At 57.7% G+C, this 25,528-nt stretch carries 24 protein-coding genes and 2 pseudogenes; 18 read left to right on the top strand and 8 right to left on the bottom strand.

What is annotated here, in order from left to right; translation table 11 throughout:
* Positions 1–175: 175 nt before the first annotated feature.
* A pseudogene (locus V6S97_RS26515) lies at positions 176–555 on the bottom strand (helix-turn-helix domain-containing protein); the annotation flags it as partial.
* 242 nt (positions 556–797) lie between these two features.
* Positions 798–1,757 (bottom strand): quinone oxidoreductase family protein, encoded by a 960-nt coding sequence (locus V6S97_RS26510; protein WP_129567091.1) that lies wholly within the window; start codon positions 1,755–1,757, stop codon positions 798–800.
* 129 nt (positions 1,758–1,886) lie between these two features.
* On the opposite strand from V6S97_RS26510, the gene V6S97_RS26505 reads away from it, so the two are divergent.
* A complete protein-coding gene (locus V6S97_RS26505; protein ID WP_307008217.1) occupies positions 1,887–2,843 on the top strand; it encodes a LysR substrate-binding domain-containing protein in 957 nt (318 codons plus the stop codon).
* 11 nt (positions 2,844–2,854) lie between these two features.
* On the opposite strand, the pseudogene V6S97_RS26500 reads toward V6S97_RS26505, so the two are convergent.
* Positions 2,855–3,302 (bottom strand): annotated as a pseudogene (locus tag V6S97_RS26500) (GMC family oxidoreductase N-terminal domain-containing protein); the annotation flags it as partial.
* A gap of 119 nt (positions 3,303–3,421) precedes the next feature.
* Here V6S97_RS26500 and V6S97_RS26495 point away from each other — a divergent pair.
* The 6 genes from V6S97_RS26495 (at position 3,422) to V6S97_RS26470 (ending at position 10,514) form a co-directional block, all read left to right on the top strand.
* Entirely contained in the window at positions 3,422–4,288 is an 867-nt protein-coding gene (locus V6S97_RS26495) for a MurR/RpiR family transcriptional regulator (RefSeq protein WP_129567089.1), read from the top strand.
* 279 nt (positions 4,289–4,567) lie between these two features.
* Entirely contained in the window at positions 4,568–6,712 is a 2,145-nt protein-coding gene (locus V6S97_RS26490) for a TonB-dependent receptor family protein (RefSeq protein WP_334428077.1), read from the top strand.
* 58 nt (positions 6,713–6,770) lie between these two features.
* Positions 6,771–7,694 (top strand): ABC transporter substrate-binding protein, encoded by a 924-nt coding sequence (locus tag V6S97_RS26485; protein ID WP_334428076.1) that lies wholly within the window; start codon positions 6,771–6,773, stop codon positions 7,692–7,694.
* Positions 7,695–7,700: 6 nt separating this feature from the next.
* Complete coding sequence (locus tag V6S97_RS26480; protein ID WP_334428075.1) at positions 7,701–8,714, top strand: FecCD family ABC transporter permease; 1,014 nt, start codon at positions 7,701–7,703, stop codon at positions 8,712–8,714.
* Entirely contained in the window at positions 8,711–9,715 is a 1,005-nt protein-coding gene (locus V6S97_RS26475; RefSeq protein WP_334428073.1) for a FecCD family ABC transporter permease, read from the top strand. Before V6S97_RS26480 ends, V6S97_RS26475 begins: the two co-directional genes overlap by 4 nt.
* Complete coding sequence (locus tag V6S97_RS26470) at positions 9,708–10,514, top strand: ABC transporter ATP-binding protein (protein ID WP_334428072.1); 807 nt, start codon at positions 9,708–9,710, stop codon at positions 10,512–10,514. Before V6S97_RS26475 ends, V6S97_RS26470 begins: the two co-directional genes overlap by 8 nt.
* A 345-nt stretch (positions 10,515–10,859) precedes the next feature.
* Here the strand turns inward: V6S97_RS26470 and V6S97_RS26465 are convergent, their stop codons facing one another.
* The gene (locus tag V6S97_RS26465) at positions 10,860–11,933 is read right to left on the bottom strand and encodes a nucleoside hydrolase (RefSeq protein ID WP_334428071.1); all 1,074 of its coding nucleotides are present in this window, start codon (positions 11,931–11,933) and stop codon (positions 10,860–10,862) included.
* A 145-nt stretch (positions 11,934–12,078) separates the two neighbouring features.
* Here V6S97_RS26465 and V6S97_RS26460 point away from each other — a divergent pair, with 145 nt between their 5' ends.
* The gene (locus V6S97_RS26460) at positions 12,079–13,029 is read left to right on the top strand and encodes a LysR family transcriptional regulator (protein ID WP_334428070.1); all 951 of its coding nucleotides are present in this window, start codon (positions 12,079–12,081) and stop codon (positions 13,027–13,029) included.
* Positions 13,030–13,800: 771 nt separating this feature from the next.
* Here the strand turns inward: V6S97_RS26460 and V6S97_RS26455 are convergent.
* Together V6S97_RS26455 and V6S97_RS26450 are read right to left on the bottom strand one after the other, a co-directional pair.
* A complete protein-coding gene (locus V6S97_RS26455) occupies positions 13,801–14,091 on the bottom strand; it encodes a hypothetical protein (protein ID WP_307008203.1) in 291 nt (96 codons plus the stop codon).
* Between the two features lie 93 nt (positions 14,092–14,184).
* Positions 14,185–14,457 (bottom strand): usg protein, encoded by a 273-nt coding sequence (locus tag V6S97_RS26450; protein WP_334428069.1) that lies wholly within the window; start codon positions 14,455–14,457, stop codon positions 14,185–14,187.
* A 275-nt stretch (positions 14,458–14,732) separates the two neighbouring features.
* Between V6S97_RS26450 and groES the strand changes: the two genes are divergently transcribed.
* From groES to V6S97_RS26435, 3 genes are all read left to right on the top strand, one after another.
* Positions 14,733–15,047: a co-chaperone GroES gene (gene groES / locus V6S97_RS26445; protein ID WP_060726590.1), complete on the top strand. Its 315-nt coding sequence runs from the start codon at positions 14,733–14,735 to the stop codon at positions 15,045–15,047.
* A 52-nt stretch (positions 15,048–15,099) separates the two neighbouring features.
* Positions 15,100–16,728 carry a chaperonin GroEL gene (gene groL, locus V6S97_RS26440; protein WP_334428068.1) on the top strand — a complete coding sequence of 543 codons (1,629 nt, stop codon included), beginning with the start codon at positions 15,100–15,102 and terminating at the stop codon, positions 16,726–16,728.
* A gap of 269 nt (positions 16,729–16,997) precedes the next feature.
* Positions 16,998–17,588 carry a hypothetical protein gene (locus tag V6S97_RS26435; protein ID WP_087744407.1) on the top strand — a complete coding sequence of 197 codons (591 nt, stop codon included), beginning with the start codon at positions 16,998–17,000 and terminating at the stop codon, positions 17,586–17,588.
* A 31-nt stretch (positions 17,589–17,619) separates the two neighbouring features.
* On the opposite strand, the gene V6S97_RS26430 is transcribed toward V6S97_RS26435, so the two are convergent.
* Positions 17,620–18,504, bottom strand: a complete 885-nt coding sequence (locus V6S97_RS26430) for a LysR family transcriptional regulator (RefSeq protein WP_060726587.1) — start codon at positions 18,502–18,504, stop codon at positions 17,620–17,622.
* 117 nt (positions 18,505–18,621) lie between these two features.
* Between V6S97_RS26430 and V6S97_RS26425 the strand changes: the two genes are divergently transcribed.
* The 4 genes from V6S97_RS26425 to V6S97_RS26410 all read left to right on the top strand — a co-directional run bounded on the left by V6S97_RS26425 (position 18,622) and on the right by V6S97_RS26410 (position 20,998).
* Complete coding sequence (locus tag V6S97_RS26425) at positions 18,622–19,083, top strand: VOC family protein (protein ID WP_060726586.1); 462 nt, start codon at positions 18,622–18,624, stop codon at positions 19,081–19,083.
* A gap of 61 nt (positions 19,084–19,144) precedes the next feature.
* Positions 19,145–19,810 (top strand): SDR family NAD(P)-dependent oxidoreductase, encoded by a 666-nt coding sequence (locus V6S97_RS26420; protein WP_111792091.1) that lies wholly within the window; start codon positions 19,145–19,147, stop codon positions 19,808–19,810.
* 1 nt (position 19,811) lies between these two features.
* A complete protein-coding gene (locus tag V6S97_RS26415; RefSeq protein WP_087744410.1) occupies positions 19,812–20,117 on the top strand; it encodes a putative quinol monooxygenase in 306 nt (101 codons plus the stop codon).
* A 47-nt stretch (positions 20,118–20,164) separates the two neighbouring features.
* Complete coding sequence (locus V6S97_RS26410) at positions 20,165–20,998, top strand: oxidoreductase (protein ID WP_111792092.1); 834 nt, start codon at positions 20,165–20,167, stop codon at positions 20,996–20,998.
* 153 nt (positions 20,999–21,151) lie between these two features.
* Here V6S97_RS26410 and V6S97_RS26405 read toward each other — a convergent pair whose 3' ends face one another.
* The gene (locus V6S97_RS26405; protein WP_060726582.1) at positions 21,152–22,066 is read right to left on the bottom strand and encodes a LysR family transcriptional regulator; all 915 of its coding nucleotides are present in this window, start codon (positions 22,064–22,066) and stop codon (positions 21,152–21,154) included.
* Positions 22,067–22,184: 118 nt separating this feature from the next.
* Between V6S97_RS26405 and V6S97_RS26400 the strand changes: the two genes are divergently transcribed.
* From V6S97_RS26400 to V6S97_RS26390, 3 genes are all read left to right on the top strand, one after another.
* Complete coding sequence (locus V6S97_RS26400; protein ID WP_087744414.1) at positions 22,185–22,721, top strand: hypothetical protein; 537 nt, start codon at positions 22,185–22,187, stop codon at positions 22,719–22,721.
* 14 nt (positions 22,722–22,735) lie between these two features.
* Positions 22,736–23,722 (top strand): NAD(P)H-quinone oxidoreductase, encoded by a 987-nt coding sequence (locus V6S97_RS26395; RefSeq protein WP_060726580.1) that lies wholly within the window; start codon positions 22,736–22,738, stop codon positions 23,720–23,722.
* 520 nt (positions 23,723–24,242) lie between these two features.
* Positions 24,243–24,932, top strand: a complete 690-nt coding sequence (locus V6S97_RS26390) for a Fic family protein (protein WP_334428067.1) — start codon at positions 24,243–24,245, stop codon at positions 24,930–24,932.
* Positions 24,933–25,528: the final 596 nt, after the last annotated feature.

Genomic DNA, 25,528 nt, shown 5'->3' with positions numbered 1-25,528 from the left:
AGCATTTTTTCTCATCTTGTTCCCTTTTTTATTGATTGCTTTTAGCGAATAGCAGCCTTCGCCCCAGTGGCTCGGTAACCACTATTTCGGCGTAGGCGGGATTTATCAAATGAATGTTTTTTCTCTCCATCATTCGCCAAACGAATATTTAGTTGTGCTAAATTTCGCGCCACGTCACCGGGGGCCGGTCTTGCTCCAGTGCATGTGCGGACTTTTTTTAAACATCCAGCCGCGGCCGCGCAGCCATGCACCAACGGCACTTCGACTGATCCTGACCTGCCGTTCGGCAGACGAGAGCGCAACCATTTCATCGAGCGTCACGTCCTTGCGCTCTTCGATCAGTTCGATGACGAATGCCTCGTGTGCATCCAGTGCCGACGGGCGCTTCCAACTTTGCGGTCGGGAGGTTGGCTGACCGTCTTTCGCTCTTGCAATCCAGCGGTTCGCCGTCGAAACGCCAACCTCGAAGCGAGCCGCAGCCTGCCGTGCCGACAAGCCCGCAGCAGACGCTTTCAATAAACGCAATCGAAGGTCATCATCCAGTGCCCGTGCCATCATCCACCTTTTCGCTGTGGATGTTGAATCAGCCTCGCATTGCACCGTCACATCACAATTGATTCATTGATCGCTGGATTTGCTCTAGTAAGCCGCCAGCCGCCAAACGTGGCGGCGTGGAGTGGCTGAATGAGATCCTCCCGCTCCGATGAAGATTCAAGTTTTTGGGGCCGGATTTTATATCTGCACGTCCACCAGCCCCACCACTCCCGCACGGTCCGAAATGCCTGCCGCCGGAACCATTACGGCTCCATGATGACGCGTCCTAGTGGCTTCGCCCTCTCCGCAAAATCATGGGCGTCCCTGGCTTGGGAAAGGGGAAAGGCTCGTTCGACCCTGACCTCGATCTCGCGGTTCTCTAGCGCGACTAATAACTCGTCGATCGTCGAACGCATCCGGGGCCTTTCGAAAACTGGACCCATAAAGACCCCGAGCAAAGTCTGATTTGACTGCATGGCTGGCCAAAGATCCACCAACAGGTTGCCACCGCCCGCATTCCCAACAAACACCAGACGGCTCTCCGGCGCCAGGATAGCAAGCGAAGAAGGCAAGGTGGCCCCAACAGGATCAATCACCAGATCGACACCGTTACCTTCAGTGATCTTCTGCACAGCTTGAATAAGGTCTTCAGAGGATCGGTCGATAACGTGATCAGCGCCAAGCGACGATATTGTTTCCAGACGCTTTCCCCCACTTGAGACGGCAATCACGGTTGCCCCGGCTCGAGCTGCGAGTTGTACTGCTGCGAGGCCAACTCCACCAGCTGCTCCCTGCACGAGAACCGTCTCATTGCGAAGGAGGCCGCCCCTGGCAAAAAGGCAATGATGAGCCGTTCCGAACGATATCGGCAATGCTGCCGCCGACGCTGCATCGACCCCAGAGGGTAGAAGCCACGTTCGGGTCGCAGGTACGGCCCAGAGTTCGGCGTGTGAACCCTGCATGTCAAAGGCAGTAACTCTGTCTCCAACTTTGCGAGTCTTCACGTTTGCACCGGCTTCCACGATATGTCCGGAAGACGCATATCCGACAATCCACGAGCCGCTGGGAGGTTGTGTGAATCGACGATTCATTAAGTCTCCGCCCTCGATAGAAATCGCATCTATAGCGATGAGGACATCGTCCGGTCCCACTGTCGGGTCGGGAACGTCTCTATAGCTCAAAACATCAGGAGGTCCTGCTTGATCGTATACGGCCGCCTTCATCTCTCTTCTCCTGCCAAGTCTATCGCCCAATGCAGCTACGAATCTGGAAGTTCGTCACCAAGGATAGACGACCGGGCACATATTGATAAACTACTGCACTTCGAGCAGGCCTATAGAGGAGATCGATAAATGGATAGACTGATCCTTCGCGATCTGGCGGTTTTCGAAACCGTTGCACGCCGCGGAAGCTTCACGGACGCGGCATCCGAACTTGGAGTTAAGCAATCCACCCTCAGCTACACGATTAGCCAGCTCGAAAGAAAAGTTGGAGTTTCTCTTCTCGCAAGAACTACCCGAAGTGTGGCACCCACCAGTTCGGGGCGGCGCCTGCTGGAAATCCTGAGCCCGGCCATGCGCGACCTCAGGGAGGAGTTGGTGAGATTGCAGGAAGCAAGAGAGACGGTGGCGGGCGTCATCCGATTGACGATGATTCCGGCCGCGTTTGAAAGCTTCGTCCGCCCCGCGCTACCAAGTTTTTGTCAGCGCTACCCTGATGTCGAGATCGAAATTTCTACAAATGAAGGCTTGAATGATATTGTGGCGGAAGGCTTCGATGGCGGGATCCGCTTTGGAACGCTTATCGATAAAGATATGGTCGCACTTCCATTGACCAAGTCGACCCCTGTCGTGATTGCAGGGTCTACATCTTACTTTGAGAGGTATCCAATCCCGCTAGTTCCAGAAGATCTAGCTGCCCATCGGATCGTGTCATACCGCTACAAGAGTTCATCGCGGCTGCTCCGGTGGCCATTGCAAAAGGGCCGGCAGAAGTTCGAGTTCAAAGCTGACCCTGCGTTGATCTTTGACGACGGAGCGGCGATTCGGTCAGCCGTGATAGACGGGATGGGTTTGGGCTTTCTGCTCCGCTCTCAAGTTCTCGGCGATCTCAAAGGCGGCAACCTTGTCGACGTTCTCACAGAATGGCTGACCGACCTGCCAGGCTTCAGTCTGTACTACCCGAGCCGACGAAGAACCTCGCCAGCTTTCCGCGCATTGATCGAGCATTTCAAGGAGGTCGGCAAAGTGAAGAGTTCTGAATTTCTTGGGCCCACCGCTAGGTCGTTCAGGGATGGTGAAGCCCTTTGAGCCGGGTGAGTGCTACCACCAACCGCTTCTGGCTTTCGATAGGCCCATGTGCAGCCAAAGGCGAGGTGATCCTTGTGATTGCGGCCGACGCCCCGGCAGATGTTGGACAACCGGAATACCATGCGATTTTAGCTCGTCTTCCGGGCCGATACCTGACCGCATAAGGACCTTCGGCGTATTCATCGCTCCAGGCGACAGCAAGGTTTCACAGTGCCCCAGGAACTGGCGCCGCCGACCATCGATCAGCACTTCAACTCCCCGCGCCCGCTTCCCATCGAAGATGAGACGCGTGACCAGCGCATCTGTGATCATTATCAGGTTTGGGCGTGACGGCAGCGGACGGACACAGGAATTGAATACCGACTCCCGCTTGCCATCCCGGATGCGCAATTCAGCGATCGAAGCGTCGCCGGGCGCTTCCATCATCTCGCCGTTGGTTGAATCGAAGATCGGAACGCCCATGCCCGCTCATCCCTTCGCCGCTCATTCTCATCAGTGAACGAATTTCCTGTTTCGATGGAAAGGGTTGTCAGCTATCTAGTTTGTCGTGAGCACTTCATTTTCAAAACGGGAATGACATGAACGATAATAATCACATGGTGCTGCAGGATCGCTTTCAGCAGCACAAATCGAAACTCAGCCGTTCGGAACTGGCTGTTGCTGAATATTTACTGGCAACGCCGATCGATATCCTGATCTTCGAAAGCGCCGAAGATATAGCGGCCAAGAGCGGTACGAGCGACGCAACGGTCATTCGTGCAGCGCGACGGCTCGGCTTTACCGGCCTGCCGGAACTCAAGCGGCTCTCGAGCCGCAACATGGCCAAAAGCGTTCCAACAACGGAACGGCTGTCGCAGCGGTTCCGCGCTACCGGCGACGATCTTGGCAGGATCAAAAAACACATCTTCTCCACAGCGCATGAGATCATGACCTCATGTGAAGAAAAATTGGAGATCGATTCGCTTGCGAACGCTATCCGGTTGCTCGACGCTGCCGATACGGTGTGGTGCCTGGGCCTGGGACGATCCGAGGTAGAAGCAAGGCATTGCGCGACAGCACTCAGCCGCGTCGGGCTGAGAACCCGTCATTCCGGATCGTCCGGCTTTTCGCTCGCAAACGAGTTGGTTGAACTGCGGCAGGAGGATGTCGTCATTCTGTTCCAAGTCGCCCGCGACACTGCCGAATTGCGGCTCATCGTCAATCAGGTCAGCGACATTGGCTGTCGTGTCATCCTGGTATGCGGCGTCCAACTGACGGAGCTTTATTGCGACAGGGCTTCCGCAGTGCTGACATGCGTCGGCTCCGCGGCCGGACTTGCAAGCTGGACGCTCGGCGCCGTCGTCACGTCGGATATTCTTGCCTACGGCATTGCTGCGCGCAACCAGGATCGAGCGCTCAAGAGCCGAAAGCGCCTTGCACGGCTGCGCGAACAGATACCGCAATAGCGCATCTCGAAAGGCGCCATTCAAAAAGATGAGAATATCAGTAATGTTTTATTGATATCCGCACTTCAATAATGTAGTGACGACGACATATCCGCGGGTAACAGCGCCGATCCCGTATTTTCTGTCGAGGGGCACTCATGAGACACATTCGAAAAATCCTTTTCTAGCGGAAGCGCGCAAGCGCCCGCTCCCGCACACCATTTCAAACCGATGATCCCTTTACCGCGCCGTACCGGCACGGAAGGAATTTTGTTGTCCTACTTTCAGTTTGGGGCTCTGATGATTTCCTACCGTAGATTAACAAATTCCATTCTCCTCGCTTCGGTGGCCTTCGCACCCGCCAGCGTTTTCGCGCAGGATAGCGCCAATGGCGGCGAAACACGCCTTGAAACCATCACCATTACTGGCAACTGGCTGGAGCAGCCAAACAAGGAATTGGCGCTGAAGCACCCCGGCGCTCGCACCATCATGGACAAAACGGAGCTGGAAGAGCGGGGTGCCATCGACATTCGCGACGCCCTTAACCAGATTCCCGGTGTCCAGGTGCAGGAAAGCGCCGGCACCGGCGGCAGCGACGTCTCCCTCAACCTAGGTGTTCGAGGCCTCACCTCGCGCCTGTCGCCACGCTCCACCGTGTTGATGGATGGCATTCCGCTGTCCTATGCGCCCTATGGCCAGCCGCAATTGTCGCTTTTCCCGCTTGCGCTGGGCAATGTCGATACCGTGGACGTGGTGCGCGGGGCGGGCTCGGTACGCTACGGCCCACAGAATGTCGGCGGAATCATAAATTTCGTGACACACCCGATCCCGGATGACGTCACCGTTCGCATGTCTTCCTCTGCTGAATCCGGCGGCGGCGCCAAGGCAACACCGAGTTTGCTGATCGGCGGGACCAATGACGACGGGCTTGGAGCCGCGCTTCTCTATTCGGGCATTCATGGCACCGGTTATCGTAACCGCAACGACCGCACGGATATCGACGACCTGATCTTCAAGGGCAAATACGAGTTTTCGGATACGGACGCGCTGAGCCTGCAATATCATCACTACAGCGGCGAAGGGCAAATGCCAGGGGGCCTGACAACGGGTCAATATGCGGCAGACCCGTTCCAGTCGACACGGCAATACGACGAGTTCAATGGGCGCCGTAATGATATCTCGCTGCGCTATCAGCACAATGACGGCGAAAACAACTTCGAGATCCTCGGCTACTATGTGAACTCGTTCCGCGGCAGCTTCGTCGAACAGCAGGGAACGGGGACAAGCGCAAACCGCTATCGCCTGACTTCAGCACCGCGCGACTATGAATTTTTCGGCATCGAACCACGCTACTCGCGCCTGTTCGAAATCGGCGACACCACGCACGAGGTGACTGTCGGCTATCGTTATGTCTGGGAGGAAAGCTCCGAGGTGGCAGCGCGCACCGCATATTACGACCGCGTTCCCGGCTACAATCCCCATACGCGTCCGATGGTCACCTACCAGACCAGCGAAGGCGGCACCAAGGCACACGCCATCTATATCGACGACAAGATCCAGTTCGGCAACTGGACCGTCACGCCTGGCGTCCGCTACGAGATGATCAGTACCAACAACACGGTCAATGACCTCACCGGCGGTGTCGTGACTGCATCGCGCTCGCCGCAATTCGACGCAAACGAACTGCTGCCCACGCTGTCCGTCGCCTACCAGATCAATGATGCCTGGAGCATATTCGGAAATGCCGGCGTTTCCTTCGGGCCTCAGCAATATAGCCATCTTGCCTCGACCACGGATGGCCTTAATCCTGAAAAGGCCAAGACATATGAAATCGGCACACATTACCAAGGCGACGCCTTGAGCGGAGAATTGACGGCCTTCTACATCGATTTCGACAAGGAACTGTTGCTCAGCCGAAACATCGTCGGTGAAGGCGTGTGGACAAATCTCGGCGCAACCACCCACCAGGGAATAGAAGCGGCAGCGCGCTACGATCTCGGCAGCCTCACCTCGTCACTGGATGGGTTCTCCGTCTATGCGAACTACACCTATACGGAAGCCGTTTACGAGGCAGGGGATTTCAAAGGGAAAGATCTCCCGTTTTATTCTCGCCACTTCGGCACCGTCGGTGCAAGTTACCGATATGACGACTGGGTCATCAATGCGGATATCACGACGCAGTCGAAGCAGCGCTCCCCCGGAAGCGGCACAACCTATATCACGGAAGAAGACTCTACCGGGCGCCTTGGCGACATCCCGGGCTATGGCACCGTCAACCTGCGCTTGGCGTACCAGCCGGAAAATAACAAGAACGCACCCAAATTCGCACTCGGCGTAAAAAACCTCTTCGACAACGAATATTTCACACGCTCAACTGACAACAACGGCGGCAAGTTCGTCGGCCAGCCACGCACTTTCTTTGTCAGTGCCTCGGTTGCTTTTTGATCGCGTAGAATTTGCGGGCCGGTATAGTACCGGCCTGTTGCACTCTCCGGAACCAACGATGATTACCCTTACGCGCAGAACAACAGGCATCCTGCTTCTTTCGACAATCGTGTCGGCCATGTTTTCCCGAACCGGCATAGCCGAGGATTCGCCAAGAAGCATTACCCACCAGCTTGGCTCCACGGAAATCGTCGGCAGACCAGGCCGCATCGTGGCGCTGGAATTCTCCTTCGTGCAGGCTCTCGATGCGCTCGGCGTCGTTCCGGCAGGGATAGCCGACGATAACCAGCGCCAGCGCATTGAGCTGCTGCTGGGCAAGAGCATCGACTACGCCTCCGTCGGGACACGGCTTGAACCCAATCTCGAACTTGTCAGCACGCTTACGCCGGACCTGATCATTGCAGATGAGGTGCGGCACGCCGCCATATATGGCCAGCTGAGTGCCATTGCGCCAACCATCATCCTGAATAGCTGGGAAGGTGACTACAGGACCATCAAGGAGAGCGTGGCAACCATTGCCGACGCCCTCGGCGAACACGACAGGGGTCAGCAGATGCTTGCAGCGCACGATGAGACCATCGCCGCACTGGCCTCGCACATCCCGTCCGGTGAACAGCGTCGCATTCTGCTTGCGGTGGCAACGCCGGATTCGATGAGCCTGCACACCTCGTCATCCTTCACCGGTTCGGTATTTGAGGCCCTCGGCCTCTTACCCGCCCTCCGGTCCTCTGATCCGGTGGAGAGCGGGGCCAGCCTTGAGCGGCTGATCGCGGTCAATCCCGACATCTTGCTTGTCGCTACCGACCCGGGCGGTACCGCGCTCGACGAATGGAAGGGAAATGCCGCCTGGGCCAACATCGCGGCAATCAGAGGCAACATGGTCTTCGAGGTCGATCGCAACCAGTTCGCCCGGTTCCGCGGATTGCGAACGGCCGAGATGATCGTCCGGGAGCTGCTGACCAAGGTCTACAGGGCGGGGTAGAGAATCGTGACGGTGACGGCCTCCAGAAGCCCGGACAACAAAATACGGCGGCCACTTCTCGTCGCAGCCCTTCTCTTCGTGTTTCTGGCCGCAAGCCTGATCGCCGGGGCTGCCTTCGGTGTATCACAATCGTCGCCAACGACGGCCCTGCGGCTTCTGCTTGCTCCAGACAGGTCGCCTGAAAGCGCGCTTGTCTGGGACATCCGCTTGCCGCGTGTCCTTCTTGCGATTCTGGTCGGCGCCAATCTGGCGGTGGCCGGTGTCCTGATCCAGACCCTGACACGCAACCCGCTGGCGTCGCCGCAGACCTTCGGCATCAATGCAGGTGCGTCGCTTGCGATCGTCGTCTGCCTGATCGCCTTTCCGGCGCTTCGGGGAGCAGGTACAGTCTGGCCGGCCTTCGTGGGCGCCGCCATCGTGGGCTTTGCGATGTGGGCGCTCTCCGTATCGGGGACAATGAACGATATGAAACTCGCCCTTGCCGGTTTCTCGATCCAGCTCGTGCTGTCCGCTCTCGTCCAAGCAATCCTGATCGCCAATAATGCGGCGCAGGACATCGTGTACTGGCTTGCCGGCTCGGTCAACGGCGCGCAATGGTCCAAGGTCTGGACGATCCTGCCGTTCTCGCTGGTGGGCGGCGGATTGGCGCTTGTTGCCGGGCGGCATTTCGGCGTCCTGTCGCTCGATGAAGGCACCGGTCTGTCACTCGGGCAGAATGCGCGGCGCGTCGGCGCCCTGGCTGCGGTACTCATCGTCGTTCTGGCCGGCTCAGCCGTCGCCGTCAGCGGACCCATAGGCTTCATCGGGCTCCTGGTGCCGCATATCGTCCGGCGTCTCGTCGGCAGCGACCAGGCAACCGTCCTTGCCCTCTCCCTGCTCTGCGGTCCGCTTCTGCTCAACACCGCCGACCTTCTCGGCCGCATCGCCGCCTTTCCGTCTGAAGTGCCCGTTGGCATCGTGACCGCCCTGATCGGAGCTCCTGCCTTTCTTCTGCTGCTCAACCGGCGGAGAGGTGTATGAGCCGCGCGATGGAGCGACAGACAGACGTGCGTGCCATCGGCGTCTGCAGCATCCTTTTTCTGCTGCTTGCGGCCGTCGCTCTTCTGGGCATCATGGCGGGTGCCGTCACGCTCGGTTTTCGCGAGGTTCTCGACGCGCTCGGCGGCGGCAGGAACGCCTTCATCGTGATGCAATACCGTCTACCGCGGATTGCCGTCTCCCTTCTGGCAGGTCTCTCCTTCGGCCTCGCCGGCGTTTTCCTGCAGGGCGCGTTGCGCAATCCACTAGCTTCACCGGACGTCGTCGGCATCACCAAATGGGCGGGCCTCGGCGCTTTTCTCGCGGGGCTCGCGACACCGCCGACCTGGATGAGTTGGTCCGTGCCGCTTGGCGTGATTGCAGGCGCCCTGTTAGGTGCGGTCGCACTTCTTTTCATCGGTCGGCGCTTCGGCGGCGTTGCTTTGCTCGCGCTGACGGGCGTCGCCCTCGGCCTACTAGCCCAAGCGCTGATACAATATATCATGGTGCTTCACCCTTCCCGCGCCGACCAGTCGATGGTCTGGCTGGCCGGGAGCGTCTACGGTAGTACCGCGCGCCATGTCTTCTTCCTCTCGCTCTGGCTCGTCCTCTGCCTGCCGACCGTGGTCTTCGCTGCGCTGCGTCTCGATGCTAGCGGCTTTGGCGATGACACGTTGACGAGCTTGGGAATTGCGCCGCATGCCCTTCGTGGTATTCTGATCCTCATCTCCGTTCTCCTGTGCGCCGGCGGTGTGGCGGCTGTGGGCAGCATGGGCTTTCTTGGGCTTATCGCACCGCATGCCGCACGCCTTTTCGTCGGCACTCGCGCACGTCATCTCGTGCCGGCGGGCGCCCTCTTCGGCGCTCTCGCCCTTTCCTCAGCAGATCTGATCGGAAGGGTGGTCGCCCTGCCGAATGAAATTCCCGCCGGTATCGTCGCCGCTGTGATCGGCGGCCCCTATCTTGTCTTTCTATTGATCAAGGAGACAGGTCGCCATGGCTGAAACCCATCCGACACGCCTTCGCTGTGAAAAAATCACCGTCGGCTATGCCGCAGCCCCTGTACTTCGCGATGTCGATCTCGCGATCCCGGATGGGAAAATCACGGCCCTGATAGGCGCAAACGGCAGCGGCAAGTCGACCCTGCTGCGCACGCTGGCGCGCGTCATCCAACCGTCTTCCGGCACGGTCTATCTCGACGGCAAACCGATCCGAACAATCGCGGCACGAACGGTCGCCCAGTCGCTCGCCCTCTTGCCTCAAAGCCCGGTGTCTCCGGACGGCCTGACGGTGCGACAACTCTGCCGCTTCGGCCGCCATCCGCACAAAGGCATCCTGTCACGTCCAGGCCGGCAAGACGAAATGATTGTCGAGCAGGCGCTGGCGTCCACCGGACTTCTTGAACTTGCCGAGCGCCAACTCGATCGCCTGTCCGGCGGTCAAAGACAGCGCGCTTGGATTGCCATGGCGCTGGCGCAGGAAACTCCGCTCCTCCTGCTCGATGAGCCGACGACCTATCTGGACATCGCCCATCAGCTGGAAATTCTCGAGCTCTTGAGGAAGCTGAACGTGGATCAGGGCCGAACGATCATCATTGTTGTGCACGACCTCAACCACGCGGCACAATATGCCGACCACTTGGTAGCTGTTGCAGATGGCGGCATAGTTGCCACGGGAAGCCCCTCTGCCTTGCTGACACCGGCCTTCATCAAGGTCATTTTTGGTGTCGAGGCGATCGTCATTCCGCATCCCGCTGACGGCACCCCGCTGTGTTTGCCTCTTGGCGGCAAATCGAACGCCTGACCGGAAATTTGAAGCTAACAGATCGTTCGAGGAATGGCTGCTGCAAGCAGCCGCTACGTCGTGTCTAGGCGTCTCGACAGTGCATGATGAGCGCGTGCGCGGCCGCCCAGTCGAGCTAGGGCGGCTCGCCGGTTCAGCGTTTTGGCCCCGCCTTAAACGGCAATGGACGGGGGCCGACGTCAGCTTTCTGGCCGAGACGAGCGAAAGCACGTTCGTCCTGGGAGATCCGCTGTCGTTGGCAATCAGGACGCATATCAATTCGTTTCGGGGCTCTATGATGAACAGCAATCGCCGCTGAGCACCAAAAGGGGCTGTCGCGCCAACTCCAACCCCTCGCAAGTGGATCTAACGCGCCACCGCCTCGATAAACATTTCTCTGAACCGCGCGCGGTCGATATCAAGAACGACGGTGATCTTGCCGACCTTTGCGGGTGCCCCCTTGGCGTCAAAGACGATGAACTGGCCGCGCTGGCGGCCCTCGCCGATATCGACGTCCGCAAGGACCTCGGTGGTTTTCGTGGCAAGCGTTGGATCGATGGCGATCGCCGTGGTGATCTCGTCCCACATTGGCAGATCTTTCCAGGCATTCTTCACGAGATAATCTGTCAAGGCCGGTGATTTTGCCTTCATGTCCTTGATCAGCGTTTCATCGACTGACACCGCATCCGTAACGAGGCCAGTCGCCACAATCGATGGAAACCCCGCCGTCATGACGATATGGGCAGCCTCCGGATCGAAGATGGAATTGAAGGCATCGGCCGACAGTACGTTACCTGACGCAGGATCGAAAGTCGCTTTGGGCGCCCCGGTGACCAGCAAGGTTTTTACAAGTGATGCAAATTGCGGGTCGGTTCGGACAGCGAGCGCTATATTGGTCAATGGCCCCGCGGCGACGATCGTTATCTGACCTGGATATTTGTGAACCTCCTCGATCATGAAATCGATAGCCGATTGTGTTTGAGGTTTCGTCGTCGGCATGCCTTCCTGAAGATCCGGCACCTTCATTGGATCGAACGCCGGTGTCGTCCCATCCGCCTCCGCCTTATTCCACGCCCCCTTCCAACTGAGTTTCCCGTATTGTGCTTCCCAAGCAGGCGTATTGATAAGCGGCATCAGCGCGCCCTTGTAGACCGGGATTTGCGGATGCTGCGCGATCTCCAGAAACCGAAGTGTTTGGGCAACGCCCTTTGGCATCCATTCATCGCCCGTGACCCCCGTCAATCCGAGGAGCTCTACCTTCGGATTGTCGAGGAAGAAAAGAATGGGCTGCAGGTCAGATCCCCCTGGTCCGGCGAAATCCTGGTCGAGGATGAATTTGGCAGGCACGGTCTGGGCATGACCGACTGTCGCAATAGACATCCCTAGCAAAAGCGCGGCAGCGAGTTGATGAACAAAGGATTGCACGCAGTGTCTCTTCATCCGGGCTTCTCCTATTGCCCGAACGTGTGATCGGGCTTGAGCAAATATGGCCGTGGTCGGGTCGCTGCCGATCTTATTGACGCTTGACCTGCTGTCAGCCCTTTGAGATGCAAACTATCGTCCAAGATTTTGAACGAGTGATATCATGCAGCTGGATGACATTCGCGCCTTCGAACGGATCGCCTCGACCGGTTCGCTTTCCGACGCAGCACGCAGATACGGAATTCCCAAAAGTAGCCTGAGCCATGGACTTAGGCGGCTAGAGGCGGCGCTGGGAGCCGCGCTGTTCGAACGGAAGGGAAGCCGGCTTATCCTGACCGATGAGGGCCATGCGTTTCTCAACCATGCTCAGGATGTCGTTCGCGCCTGCGAGCGCGCCGAAGATGCCGTTCGAACGACGCGTCTCAAGAGTATCGTGAAATTGCGGATCGGCACGACGGACGAACTGGGGACCAACCTCATGGCGCCCATGTGCCTGCAATATCTCAGGCGCAACGATGACGTCTCGTTTGACCTTGCGGTGCTCAACAAGGTAGACCTGTTTCATCGCGACGCTGGCCTCGATTGCATCATTTTCGCCGGCCCACCCCCGGAAGACGAGGCCAAGAACCTGATCCACCGTCGCATCGCGCGGTACGTCAGCTGTCTCTACGCCTCGCCAGATTACATTCGCGACAATGGTGCTCCAACGCACATCGACGAGTTGCGCCGCCATCCGTTGATTGAAAACCGTAACGCTGGCGGTACCGGTGCCTGGTCGATCGCCACCGGGCATGAACGTGTCGTCATTCATCCGAACGGTAGAACATCGACCAACGACAACTGGCTGGCGAAGCTATCCGTAATCCAAGGCATGGGAATCGGCTTTTTCCCTGAATGGTTCACTATTGAAGAGGTTCGCGCCGGGATCCTGGTCCCTATCCTGCCAGAATGGACATCCGATGCGGTTTCGGTCGGCATCTATTATCATGCCCATCGGTTTTCTAACCCGCAGATCAAAGCATTCGTGACGTTTCTGGCAACCCAGTTTCATGGGTTCTATCGTTTCCCCTACCGCGAGGAGGATTTCGATATGGGCGGAATCAAGCCGTCATGAGGCTATGGAAAGAATTGCTTGGGTTCGTGAGATGCATGGCATGCTCTTGACGGGACTTGAACCGCCGACCGAGCGAACGCGCAAGACTAAAGCTCTAGATTCAAAAAAGTAAATTTGGCTCGCGGCTCAACATAACCGTCCTGCGTTTACCCCATTGTGCATACACCAGGACTAGATCACGCCAACCTCATGCCACGTGCCTCGCGTGCTGCACGTATCTGCTGGGTAATGTGCTCATTCTTTTATGCGATAATCATTATCCTGTACCATAAGATACCATCAAGGATAATATATAGAATCTTCTTCAGGGCCTGGCAACGACGATATATAATAGCATATCATGCGGGCTAACCATGCAGGATACTATATCAGCGTTACTGGTGCAGACTACCATATCGACGGGTACGAGTGAGATATCGACCACACACGGCTGTACGAGCTGCGAGGATGCAGTTGAAAAGCCAGCGACTGAATGTCAGCTTCTGCCTAACCCGGCTCTGCTGCAAAATTTTTGGAGCCGTAAAATCAGAGAAAAATATTCCTTCTCCTGATTGCGAGCGGCTTTGAACAACCGCCCGGTAATGGTGAATCGCGATTGCGGGGGCATTGCCAGGTTGTTTGAGCCGGTCATTTGGATTATCGGTCCGGCATGAAGATGCCTTGCTCACTACCCCGCTGAAGGGGTTTCGCTTTCCGCGTGAGATCTCGCCTATGCGGTGTGGGCGATTCAAGATCTGCTGCAAATTTTACCGACCCCAATTTGCTCTATCGTCAATGCACTGATCGACTGAGAACGCGATGCGGGTACGCCGCCTTGAACTGCGAGATCATCGCGCAAGCTTGCTGCAATACCCGTTCAGTCGTTTCGGGATTGTCGCGTGCAAGTTCGTCGGCGTTTATGCGGATCGCTTGTGCCATATTGGCCGACATCACAGCAAAACGGCCCTCACCGTAGACCAGCGCATCTTGCGAGGTGGTCTCAAGCCAACGAGCAAAATCGGTGATGATCTCCTCCCTCTCCGGGATACTGGCACTCTTGATGATCCTGATATTTTCTTCCATGTGGTCTCACTCCGTACAGACGTGGAAAGCGATCGGGCTCATCAAGCCCCGATCGCCGGGTGAGCCGGGAAGTGGAAAAGTCAGATTCAAGCCTTAATGCAGCTTGAATTCGCCATCGACGCGCCGCCATTCGTTGGGCCCGATCAGGCGCTGATGGCTGTAGCGAACCGAATGCAGCGGCCCATCGAGGGACGCCCGCCAAAAATCCAGGAACTTGTGCATCTCGGGGAAAACGGGCGCGAGATCGTAATCCTGCCAGACATAGGTTTGTAGAACGGATTCAAAGTCTGGGATGCGATAGAGGATGTGGGCAGTCGTCAGTCCGTAGCCATTGAGCTGTCGCTCCAGGTCAGATGAGAATTGCATGCTTCATCTCCATTTCGTAACAAGGCGAAGGTGACGCAAATTTTGATCGGCATCAAGACAATTCCGCATTACCAGTTAAAATTACTTAGCGATTATAGCATGTTAGCAGCCGCGATGGCCGGGTGCTAATTTTTCCAAAACACCCTCTTGAAATCGAAAAATCCCGAAAATAAATCTTGCCCGCGAACGCTCGATTGAGGTTCGCACCCGTCCGGATTGGTCACCCGGTCCGGTAGGGGATTTTGCGTCATCTTTTTTGTCCAATGGAGGAAAACATGTCGTTCCAACCACTTCATGATCGTATTCTCGTCCGCCGGGTCGAATCCCAGGAAAAGACCAAGGGCGGCATCATCATTCCGGATACCGCCAAGGAAAAGCCTTCCGAGGGCGAGGTCGTCGCCGTCGGCACTGGCGCGCGCAACGAAGCCGGTCAGATCCAGGCGCTCGACGTCAAGGCCGGCGATCGCATCCTGTTCGGCAAATGGTCAGGCACCGAAATCAAGATCAACGGCGAAGACCTGTTGATCATGAAGGAAAGCGACGTCTTGGGCATTATCGAAGCCCAGGCCGAGGAAAAGCAGGCTGCGTAATCACGCACTGCCGCCCATCAGTCAAAAAGCTGCCTATTGAAGGAGTGAACAAATGGCTGCGAAAGAAGTCAAATTCAACACCGATGCGCGCGAGCGCACGCTGCGTGGGGTCGACGTGCTCGCCAATGCGGTAAAAGTAACGCTCGGTCCGAAGGGCCGCAATGTCGTCATCGACAAGTCGTTCGGCGCGCCGCGCATCACCAAAGACGGCGTTTCGGTCGCCAAGGAAATCGAACTGGAAGACAAGTTCGAAAACATGGGCGCGCAGATGCTGCGCGAAGTGGCATCAAAGACCAATGATCTCGCCGGCGACGGTACCACCACTGCAACTGTCCTCGCCCAGGCAATCGTCAAGGAAGGCGCCAAGGCGGTTGCGTCGGGCATGAACCCGATGGACCTGAAGCGCGGCATCGATATGGCCGTGGAAGCCGTCGTTAAAGAACTGAAAGCCAACGCTCGCAAGATTACCAGCAATTCGGAGATCGCCCAGGTCGGCACCATCTCGGCCAACGGCGACGAAGAGATCGGCAAGTATCTGGCCGAAGCGATGGAAAAGGTCGGCAACGAAGGCGTGATCACCGTCGAAGAAGCAAAGACCGCCGAGACCGAACTGGAAGTCGTCGAAGGCATGCAGTTCGACCGTGGCTATCTCAGCCCGTACTTCGTCACCAATCAAGATAAAATGCGGGTCGAACTCGAAGAGCCGTATATCCTCGTCCATGAGAAAAAGCTCTCCAATCTCCAGGCAATGCTGCCGGTGCTGGAAGCGGTGGTGAAGTCCGGCAAGCCTCTGCTGATAATTGCTGAAGACGTCGAAGGCGAAGCGCTCGCGACCCTCGTCGTCAACAAGCTGCGTGGTGGCCTCAAGATTGCGGCGGTAAAGGCGCCAGGCTTCGGCGATCGCCGCAAGGCCATGCTCGAAGACATCGCTATCCTCACTGGTGGCACTGTGATCTCCGAAGACGTCGGCATAAAGCTGGAGAACGTCACGCTGAATATGCTCGGCCGCGCCAAGAAGGTGGCGATCGAAAAAGAAAACACGACGATCATTGACGGCGTCGGCTCCAAGGCCGAGATCGACGGACGTGTCGCGCAAATCCGCGCCCAGATTGACGAGACTACCTCCGACTACGACCGCGAGAAGCTGCAGGAACGCCTTGCCAAGCTCGCTGGCGGTGTTGCCGTCATTCGAGTGGGTGGCTCCACCGAAGTCGAGGTGAAGGAGAAGAAGGACCGCGTTGATGACGCCCTTCATGCAACCCGCGCAGCCGTCGAAGAAGGTATTCTGCCTGGCGGTGGCGTAGCCTTGCTACGTGCGGTTAAGTCGTTGGACGGCCTCCCGACTGCCAACGACGATCAGCGGGTCGGTATCGATATCGTCCGCCGCGCAATCGAGGCACCTGTGCGTCAAATCGCTGAAAATGCCGGCGCCGAAGGTTCGATTATCGTTGGCAAGCTCCGGGAAAAGAGCGAGCTGTCGTTCGGATGGAACGCGCAGACCGGCGAGTATGGTGATCTTTATGCTCAGGGGGTCATCGATCCGGCCAAGGTGGTTCGCACCGCCCTGCAGGATGCGGCCTCTGTTGCCGGCCTCCTGGTCACGACGGAAGCAATGATTGCCGAAAAGCCAAAGAAGGACGCCGCTCCCGCCCTGCCCGCTGGTCCAGGTATGGACTTCTAGGGTGAGCTGTGGCCTGCCCCATTCGTGGGGTGGGCCATTTTTGGGAGATAGGGAGTGCGAGTACCGATTTCGAAAGAAGATGCACGCTTGTGTGCGAGTGTCGTCATGGAGGTCGCGCGCGCTCAAGCACCCATCTCTATCAGCCGGAATCAGATTTCATTCTGAACAGCTACCTGTGCATTTCGTCAGATACTGCCTGGATAGAATGGTATCGGCGATCGTGGCGTGAGGAAAACCCGCCGGAACGACACTCGACAAGCAAGATCAAATTGCGTGACGTCATGCCGATCGACTTTCTGGATGGAGAAGAGGACAGGGTACTGCCGCCTGCCATTTCCGAAGCAAAAGTCAAACCCTATCTGTCGCGTTTGCAGGCGCTCGATGAGGCCGAGCGCATCTTCGAGATGTTCACCAACGCGGCTTGTGCCCTGGACAGGTCGGTTCCAAACGAGAACTTGGCCATGGCTGATCGGATCCGGTTTGGGCCCGAGCGTCCGTTTCAGGCCGCCCGCGAAGCATTTGCCCATATTGAAACTGATCTGGAGCGCTGGGAACAACAAATCGAAGCTGAGCGATCACAGCTGGCGCAAGCCGTTCTCGGTGTCAGACCTGGCGATATCGTTGCGTCACAGCAGAACGGAGCGCTCACGCGTATTTCAGCAGAGTCAATTTCGCTCTACTCTATCGAAAAACGCGTCACGTTTGTGGTTTCTGGCAGGCGATTCCGGAAAGACGGAACCCTCGGCAAGATAAGCGAGACCATGAGTTTTACCCTGGATCGTGCTGTCGGAGATGGCAAGCAGTCACCGGATAAGACTGCGAAACATCGTGGCGCTGTCGTGCGTCTCTTAGTCTCTTGACAGGAATCGAACCGTTGGTGCGCCAGTCCCTTCACACACGCAGCGCATCGATGACGGCGCGCAGGCCAGCCGACAGGTATTTTCGCGTCGGGTAATAGAGATAGAGCCAGTCCTCGGGCGCACTCCAGGATGCCAGGCATTCGATCATGCTGCCGTTCTGGACATAGGGACGCGCCCGTTCCTCCCAGACATAAGCCAGCCCCACGCCCGAAAGTGCTGCCTCGACCATCAGTTCATGGTCATCGAGCGAGAGAGACCCAGTCGGCTCGAATTCGATGATCTTGCCGGCGCGACTGAACTCCCAGGCGTATGGCTTGCCGCTTGGATAGATATTGCGGATGCAGACATGACGACGCAAATCTTCCGGGGTTTTAGGGAGCGGATGACGCTCGAAATAGCTTGTTGAGCCCACGACGGCAAACCGAAGCCGCGGTTTGATCTTCACAGCCGTCATGCCATCGCGCAGGCTTTCGCCGAGACGGATGCCGGCATCGAACCCCTCCTCCACAATGTCGACAAGCCGGTCGGTGGCGACGATTTCCAGCTGGAGTCCAGGATTTTTTGCGATGAGCGGACCAATGACCGATCGGAAAACGAACGGTGCGACCGAATTGGGCGCGTTGATGCGAACCTTGCCAAATGGCGTATCGCGAAACTGGTTCAACGCATCGAGCGCCGAGCCGATCTCGCCGAAGGCCGGCGACAGTTGCGCAAGCAACATCGCGCCGGCATCGGTCAGTGACACGCTTCGCGTCGTTCTATTGAGCAGGCGAATGCCGACGCGCGCCTCGAGATTGCCCACCGCATGGCTGATCGCTGAAGCCGTCACCCCGCGCTCTTCGCCGGCCCGGCGAAAGTTGCGGTGACGGGCGACCGCATCGAAGGCCGCGAGTTCCGAGAGATCCGTACTGCGCATTGTCAAACCTCACTCATCATTGAGAGGAAGATTATCTCTCTAATTCTCATTGCTGAAAAGGTCCAGATTTCTCCTCGCAAACCGGCGCTGGTGCCGGACCACACAGGAGACAAGACAATGGCCGACTTCATTCCTCCCGCCCACAACACTGCATCGCCCTTCGCCGACATGCGTGGCCATCACGTTGCGGTGCGCACGCCGGACCTTGAAACCGCCAAGCGCTGGTATGTCGAGAAGCTCGATTTCCGCGTCGTTGCAGAATGGGACTATGCCGACGAGCAGCTTGCCTATCTTGCACCTGCTACGGACGACCATTTCTATGTGGAAATCCTGGGCGGCGGCGATCCGTCGCCGAAAGATGTCCGCCCCTATACCGATCTCGGCGATAGCCTCAAATATGCCGGCTACCATCATTTTTGCCTGAATGTCGAAAGCGTCGATGCCACCGTCGAGGAGCTGCGGGCACGCGGCGTGACCATCGTCACCGAGCCGTTCGAGCTTCTGGCAATCAGCCGCCGCCTCGCCTTCTTCTGCGATCCCTACGGCAATCTGATCGAACTGGCCGAAGTCCTGCCGTAACCCTTTCCCACCCGTTTGGCCACCCCGTCATCGGGTGGCCAGCACATCAGGAGAACATTCCATGACGAACTCCATCATGATTATTGGCGCTGGCCCTGGCATCGGCCAGGCCGTTGCGGAAAAATTCAGTCGGGAAGGCTGGCATGTCGTGCTGACCGCGCGCAATGCCGACCGCCTGGCCGGTCTTTCCGCAACCCTTTCCGGGCAAGGTCTCCCCATCTCCACTTTACAAGCCAATGCGACCGACCCGGCCGCACTGCGCAAGGCGATCGCCGAGAGCGACCGCATCACCGGCGGCCTGACGGCGATCCTTTTCAATGCGGCAGTCGTGCGCGAACAGGATCTGTTCAGCATGCGCGACGATGAGGTCACGGACGACCTTGCCATCAATGTCGCTGCCGGCCTTCACACGATCCGGGCATCCGTCGAGCTGTTCGGTGCGCGCGGCGGCACGATCCTGGTCACAGGTGGCGGCCTCGCCGTGTCCCCCCATGCCGGCTATGCCAGCCTCGGGCTTGGCAAGGCTGCGCTGCGAAATGTCGTCGAGGGCCTGGCTGGTCCTCTGGCCGAACGCGGCATCCACATCGCGGTGGCGACAATCGCCACGCTCGTCGGCCCCGGATCAACAGAAGCAAGAGAGGCCGCCGACACGATCTGGACGCTGGCAACGAACCCGACCGCAGGCTGGGAAGCCGTTTACCCCGCAGACGCCTTCAAAGGAGACTGACATGACCGAAACATTGACCTTGATTGCCAGACTGACGGCCAAACCGGACTGTGCCGCGATGCTTGGCGAAGCGTTGCAGGCTCTCGTCTCCCCGACCCGCGCCGAGGCGGGGTCGATCGACTATCACCTGCACCGCGACAGCGACGATCCCAGCATCTGGATTCTCTATGAGAACTGGCGATCACGCGCCGATCTCGATGCGCATTTTGAGCAGCCCTACACCAAAGCCGTCATGGCGCGCTTTCCGGACCTGCTGGCCCGCGAGATGGAACTTACATTCTGCACCATGACATCGCCGCGTCCCTGAGGCCCGGTCCAACACTTCCCCATCAATCCGACATCAAGGACACCCTCATGAAAATCTGGTTCATCACCGGCGCCTCGCGTGGCTTTGGCGCCCTCATCACCACACGCGCTCTTGCACAGGGCGACGCCGTCATCGCCACTGCCCGCAATCCAAGGGCGATCGCCCAGCGGTTCGGCGAGCACCCCAACCTGCTTCCGGTCGCCCTCGACGTGGCAGACGACAAACAGGCGACCGCAGCTGTGAAAGCCGCGATCGATCGCTTCGGCCGCATCGATATCCTGCTTAACAATGCCGGGTTTGGATTGATGGGCGCTGTCGAGGAGGCGACAATATCCGAAATAGAGGCTGTCTATCGCACCAATGTCTTCGGCCTCCTCAACGTGACGCGCGCCGTGCTGCCCTTCATGCGCCGGGCCCGCTCCGGCCGCATCCTGAATATTTCGTCGATCGGCGGTTATCGTGGTGCAGCAGGCTTCGGTGTCTATTCCTCGACCAAATTTGCCGTCGAGGGCTTAAGCGAAGCACTGCATGACGAACTCGCGCCACTTGGCATCCATGTCACCGTCGTCGAGCCGGGATATTTCCGCACGGATTTTCTCGACAGCTCTTCGTTGTCGGTCAGCGGCAACATCATCAGCGACTATGCAGAGACTGTCGGCAAGGTACGCACGATAGCGGCCGGTCTCAGCCATAACCAACCCGGTGATCCTCAAAAACTGGCAGAGGCACTGATCGCCTTCGCTGACGCTCCCAATCCGCCGGTGCGCCTGCCACTTGGTAGCGATACCGTCGCAGCGATCGAAAAGAAGCATGCACAGGACCGCGCCATCCTCTCCGAATGGCGCACCGTCTCGGTCTCGACCGACTTCGCCGTTGACTAATGACGATGCTCGTCTGGTTAAACTTCGTCCGATGGGAGGCCGCTTTCGGGCCTCCCATCGCCTTGAGCAGATTTGCACGCAAGGACCTGCCGTTATTGGTCGCGGCGTCGGCCAAAAACCTCTGCGAATTAGCGTTTCTCGCCTGTACGCCTCTCAGCTCCAGCGCGGTGGCGTCCCAATGTGATCTTTCAACGCTAGTGTGAATGCCTTGACCTTGGCAGATGGCACCTGAAGCGCGCGTAGAAGATAAATTCCGGTGGCCGCTTCATTCCATCTTTCGCCCGATAGCGGTAGGCGTACAAGATCACCCACCTTCACCGAAGGTCCCGATACCCAGCTCGGCAGGAACGCCACACCCATCCCCGCTAGTGCAGCCCCGTTCAGCGCTTCAAAATCATCGGACCGGAATACAACGCGCTCACACGCTTCCCCTGTCGGCGCGCCAAGAATGCTAGACCACTCAAGAAGATCGTTGCCATGGAGCTTGTCGAGAAGGCGATGATTGCGAAGCTCGTCTTCGCTTTCCGGCACGCCGTGATGCTCAACATAGGCGGGGCTTGCCACGAGTATCCGGTCGAGGGGTGCCAGTTTGGTTGCGATCAACGTGCTGTCGGGCAATTCCCCCATTCTCACCACCAGATCAAGTCGCTCCGCAACGGGGTCGGCCAGTCGTTCGGTCAAGTCCAGCTCAACATGCAAGCCTGGATATTGCCGTGCAAGCGATGCCAAGACAGGAATGACATACCGCTTTCCGAAGGTCGGGAAGCAGGCGATACGCAAAGTGCCACTGACCTCACTATCGAATGCCGTCACCTCGGCATGCGTATCGGCCAGATCGTCGAGCAGGCGCTGCGCACGCTCGAAGAGGTGACGGCCCGCGTCCGTTAATGACAGTGCCCGTGTCGAGCGGACAAGGAGAGGCACCCCCAGATCCTGCTCGAGCGCATCGATCTGTCGCACAACAGCCGAGGGAGTGACAGCCCGACGCCTGGACGCAGCTGAAAAGCTGCCGGCGCGGACGACGTCGACGTATACCGCCAGATGTTCAGCGAAGCGTGGATCCCTCATCTTTGCCTACGACGCAAAACCGTTCCGACCATTCAGTTGGTTATCATCCAAGGTCATCAGGAGCACATTCCTTCTCGTCAACGGGCAATTTTGCTCACCAAACAGAAGGAACACACCTATGGTCAAGATCCTTGATACAATTCTCTCACAATCCGCCTATTCCGCAGAGATGGACATTCCGCTCGAAAAGATCGACATTGCCGATTGGCTCTTCAACCTACCCGAAGCGGAATATCTTCGCTGCTGCCCGCCTGACCATATTGCCGCAGGCGTCACCTGGACTGATGACGGCCGTCGGATGTCGATCAATGTCGAGCAGATCGGCTCAGGCCTGGTGGTACAGCACTATGTGGCCGAAGCCGCCGAACCAACCTATTGCCGGATGAACTCGATCTCGGATGTCTTCACCGCCAGTGGCAGAACTCAGGTCAATGTCGTCTGGGAACTGATCGCTGAGAAAATCGATGACGGCAGGACCCGCTACACCAACAAGGTCACAGCGCATCCAACCGATGCGTTCATGAAGTTCATTGAAGACCATGGGGTCGCTTACGAAGATGCTGCAGCCGCCCGTCAGGCCGCAGGTGGTGACCACAACAGCCGCGAAACGCCACTGTTCGCTGCCAGCATCGCCCGGCGCGCGCTTTCGAAGTAAGGGAGGAACATGCGATGAAAGCGATCGTCTTTGATGAATTCGGAAGCTCGGATGTTCTACGGCTTGCCGAAGCACCCATGCCTGAAGTGCGTCCCGACGACCTTCTGGTGAAGGTTATGGCGGCAGGTGTCAATCGCGCCGACCTTCTTCAACGTGAAGGCGTCTATGGCTCGCAGAGTTACGGCGACAGTGACGTCCTCGGCCTCGAGGTCGCAGGAGAAGTGATAGATGCAGGAAACGCAGTAACCGGCTTTGCCGTTGGCGACCGTGTCATGGGGATCGTCGGTGGCGGCGCCTATGCCCAGTATGCGCGCCTCGACAGCGGAATGGCAACAGCCATCCCGGCCGGCATGTCGTTCACGGACGCAGCCGCAGTCATGGAGAGCTTTGTGACAGCTTGGGAGGCGCTGGCACATCTCGGGCGGGTCGCGGAGGGAGAGATTGTTCTCATCCATGCTGCTGCAGGCGGTATCGGATCGGCTGCTGTCCAACTTGCAAAAGCCGTCGGAGCCACAGTGCTGGCCACTGCATCCGGAAACAACGTCGAAAACGTACTCGCCCTCGGCGCGGATGCCGTCTTCGACTACAAGCGCGTTGACTTCGAGGCAGAGATCATCGACGTGACCGCCTCGCATGGTGCCGATCTGATCATCGACTTTGTCGGCGGGTCCTACCTCGCCCGCAACATCCGTAGTCTTGCGCCTGGTGGCCGGCTTGTCCAAGTCGGCCTGTTGGGCCGCGATGGCGATGCCATCATTCCTCTCGGGACTGTTCTTCACAATCATCTGCAACTGCTGGGCACAGTCATGAAATCCAGATCGCGCTCAGAAAAGAGAGCTATGATCTGCCGGTTCAGGGACGATGTGCTGCCAATGATGGGCAAAGAACTTCAGCCCGTTGTCGGGGCACTGTATCCGCTTTCAGCTACATCGGATGCCCATCGCCGGATGGAAGCCGGCGGAGTGTTCGGCAAAATCGTTCTTGGCGATTTTCATGAGTGATGCCGGAATGGTTCTTGCTCTTGAGCGGAGTCGAAGCTACGACCCCGCTGCTGTTCCGCGTCGATCTCGTCCAAACTCTTAGAGACGTCAGAGACGTAGAAGTCCTCGTGCTCGGTCACCAGTGTCTTGGCAATGACATAGGCCTGCTAGCTGTCGTCCTCGTACTTCTCCTCTCGCTGCAAAAGTCTGAACCCACTCGAGTGAAGACTGGTCAGTCATCTAGCTCATGAGAAACTGACAAATCCGACAAACTATTTCATGGAAATCGGATGGGAATGGATGGATAAATAGTGCATGACAGCGCCTCAGGGGCGACCGTCCGGATCACGCCTGAGCGGCTATGCAGCCTCAGGCGGGTTGCCACGATCGAAAGCGTCGGTTCCTGCACACGTATCGAAGGGGCACGCCTCATCGACCGGAGGTCGAAAAGTTGTTGGCAAACGTTCGTCTGGGGTCGTTTTAAGACACCGCGACGAGCAAGAGGTTGCCGGCTATGCGGAGGTGATGGAGACCATCTTCAGTGCTTACGAAACTATTTCGTTCGCCCGAGAACCATATCCGTCAGCTACACCGCAACCTTCTTGCGCATTTGACGAAAGAGGAGCGGCATCGCGGCGCCTACAAAACCCTGTCCAACAACGTGGAAGCATTTAACAAGCAGGGCGAGAGCCTCGGTATCGTTTTCGAAACGGCGTCGCCGCTCGATACGCCGCGTCGAATGGAAGAGCTCATCGCCTGGCCGGATGAGCAAGGGCGAGAAAAGTGGCTCCATCCACTTTTGGTCGTCGCGATCTTCGTTGCCGTTTTCCTCGAAATCCATCCAATCCAGGATGGCAATGGCCGCCTATCGCGTATTCTGACCACCTTGTTGCTCTTGCGAGCCGGCTACGCTTACATCCCCTACAGCTCGCTCGAAAGCATCATCGAGCAAAGCAAGGAGAGCTATTACATCTCGTTGCACTGCATTATTCTAACTTTTGCAAACGAGTTTTGCGACAGAAACTCCTCTGATTTTTCAATATGGTCGATTTTGTCGCGAAACTCAGTCAGACCGTCCCAAAACCCTCGGGGGCCTGTGCGGCATCAGGCCCGGCTTGTAAGCAACTTGATCCCGGCAAAGGTGAAGAACACTCCTAATCCCGCGTCAATCCATCTGCGAGCACGGTCATATGCCGTGACAACGCGCTTGGTCGAGAAGGCGACGGCATAGGCGATGTGAGCGACAACCGAGAGGATTTTTTCCGACTACGATCACGAGCACGGTTGACGATGGCGCAGAGTGCGCGAGGCCGAGCGACATTATTGCGATCCAGGTCAATGCCGCCTTCGGGTTGGTCATCTGGACCGTCAGACCAGGTAGGAAATACGTGTGAAGGCTTCTAGTCTCCAACCCGGTTGGGTCCATGATCGGTTTTGTCGAAGTGGCCGAGCGGAAAGCTTTGAATGCTAACTGTCGATTACCGCACGAATTTGATCCGCACCCCGCTTTTCCATTTGGGAGGGATCCGGCCACACCGGGAGAAGAGATTTTCGGTCAACATCTTAAATGTGATAGGTTGGCGCAACGCGAGCTGGAAAAGTGGCTCAAATCCAGCTGAAACTCAACAGGCGACCTAATGCGGCGTCGGAACGCCTCCGGTGGTGCCTAACGCTTTAAACTTGAGACGTAGAAAATCCCGCCGCCTGTTTGATCTCGCCCCTTCCAATCCTCGCCTTGAGCCACACAAGTGCGTCATCCAGGAAAGTGAAGACCACAGGAATGACCAGAAGGCTTAGGAAAGTGGAGGTAATCAATCCGCCTATGAC

The sequence above is a fragment of the Agrobacterium sp. CCNWLW155 genome, assembly GCF_036888815.1.
In the GTDB taxonomy this organism is placed as follows: domain Bacteria; phylum Pseudomonadota; class Alphaproteobacteria; order Rhizobiales; family Rhizobiaceae; genus Agrobacterium; species Agrobacterium radiobacter.
This window is presented reverse-complemented; position numbering and strand designations above follow the sequence as displayed.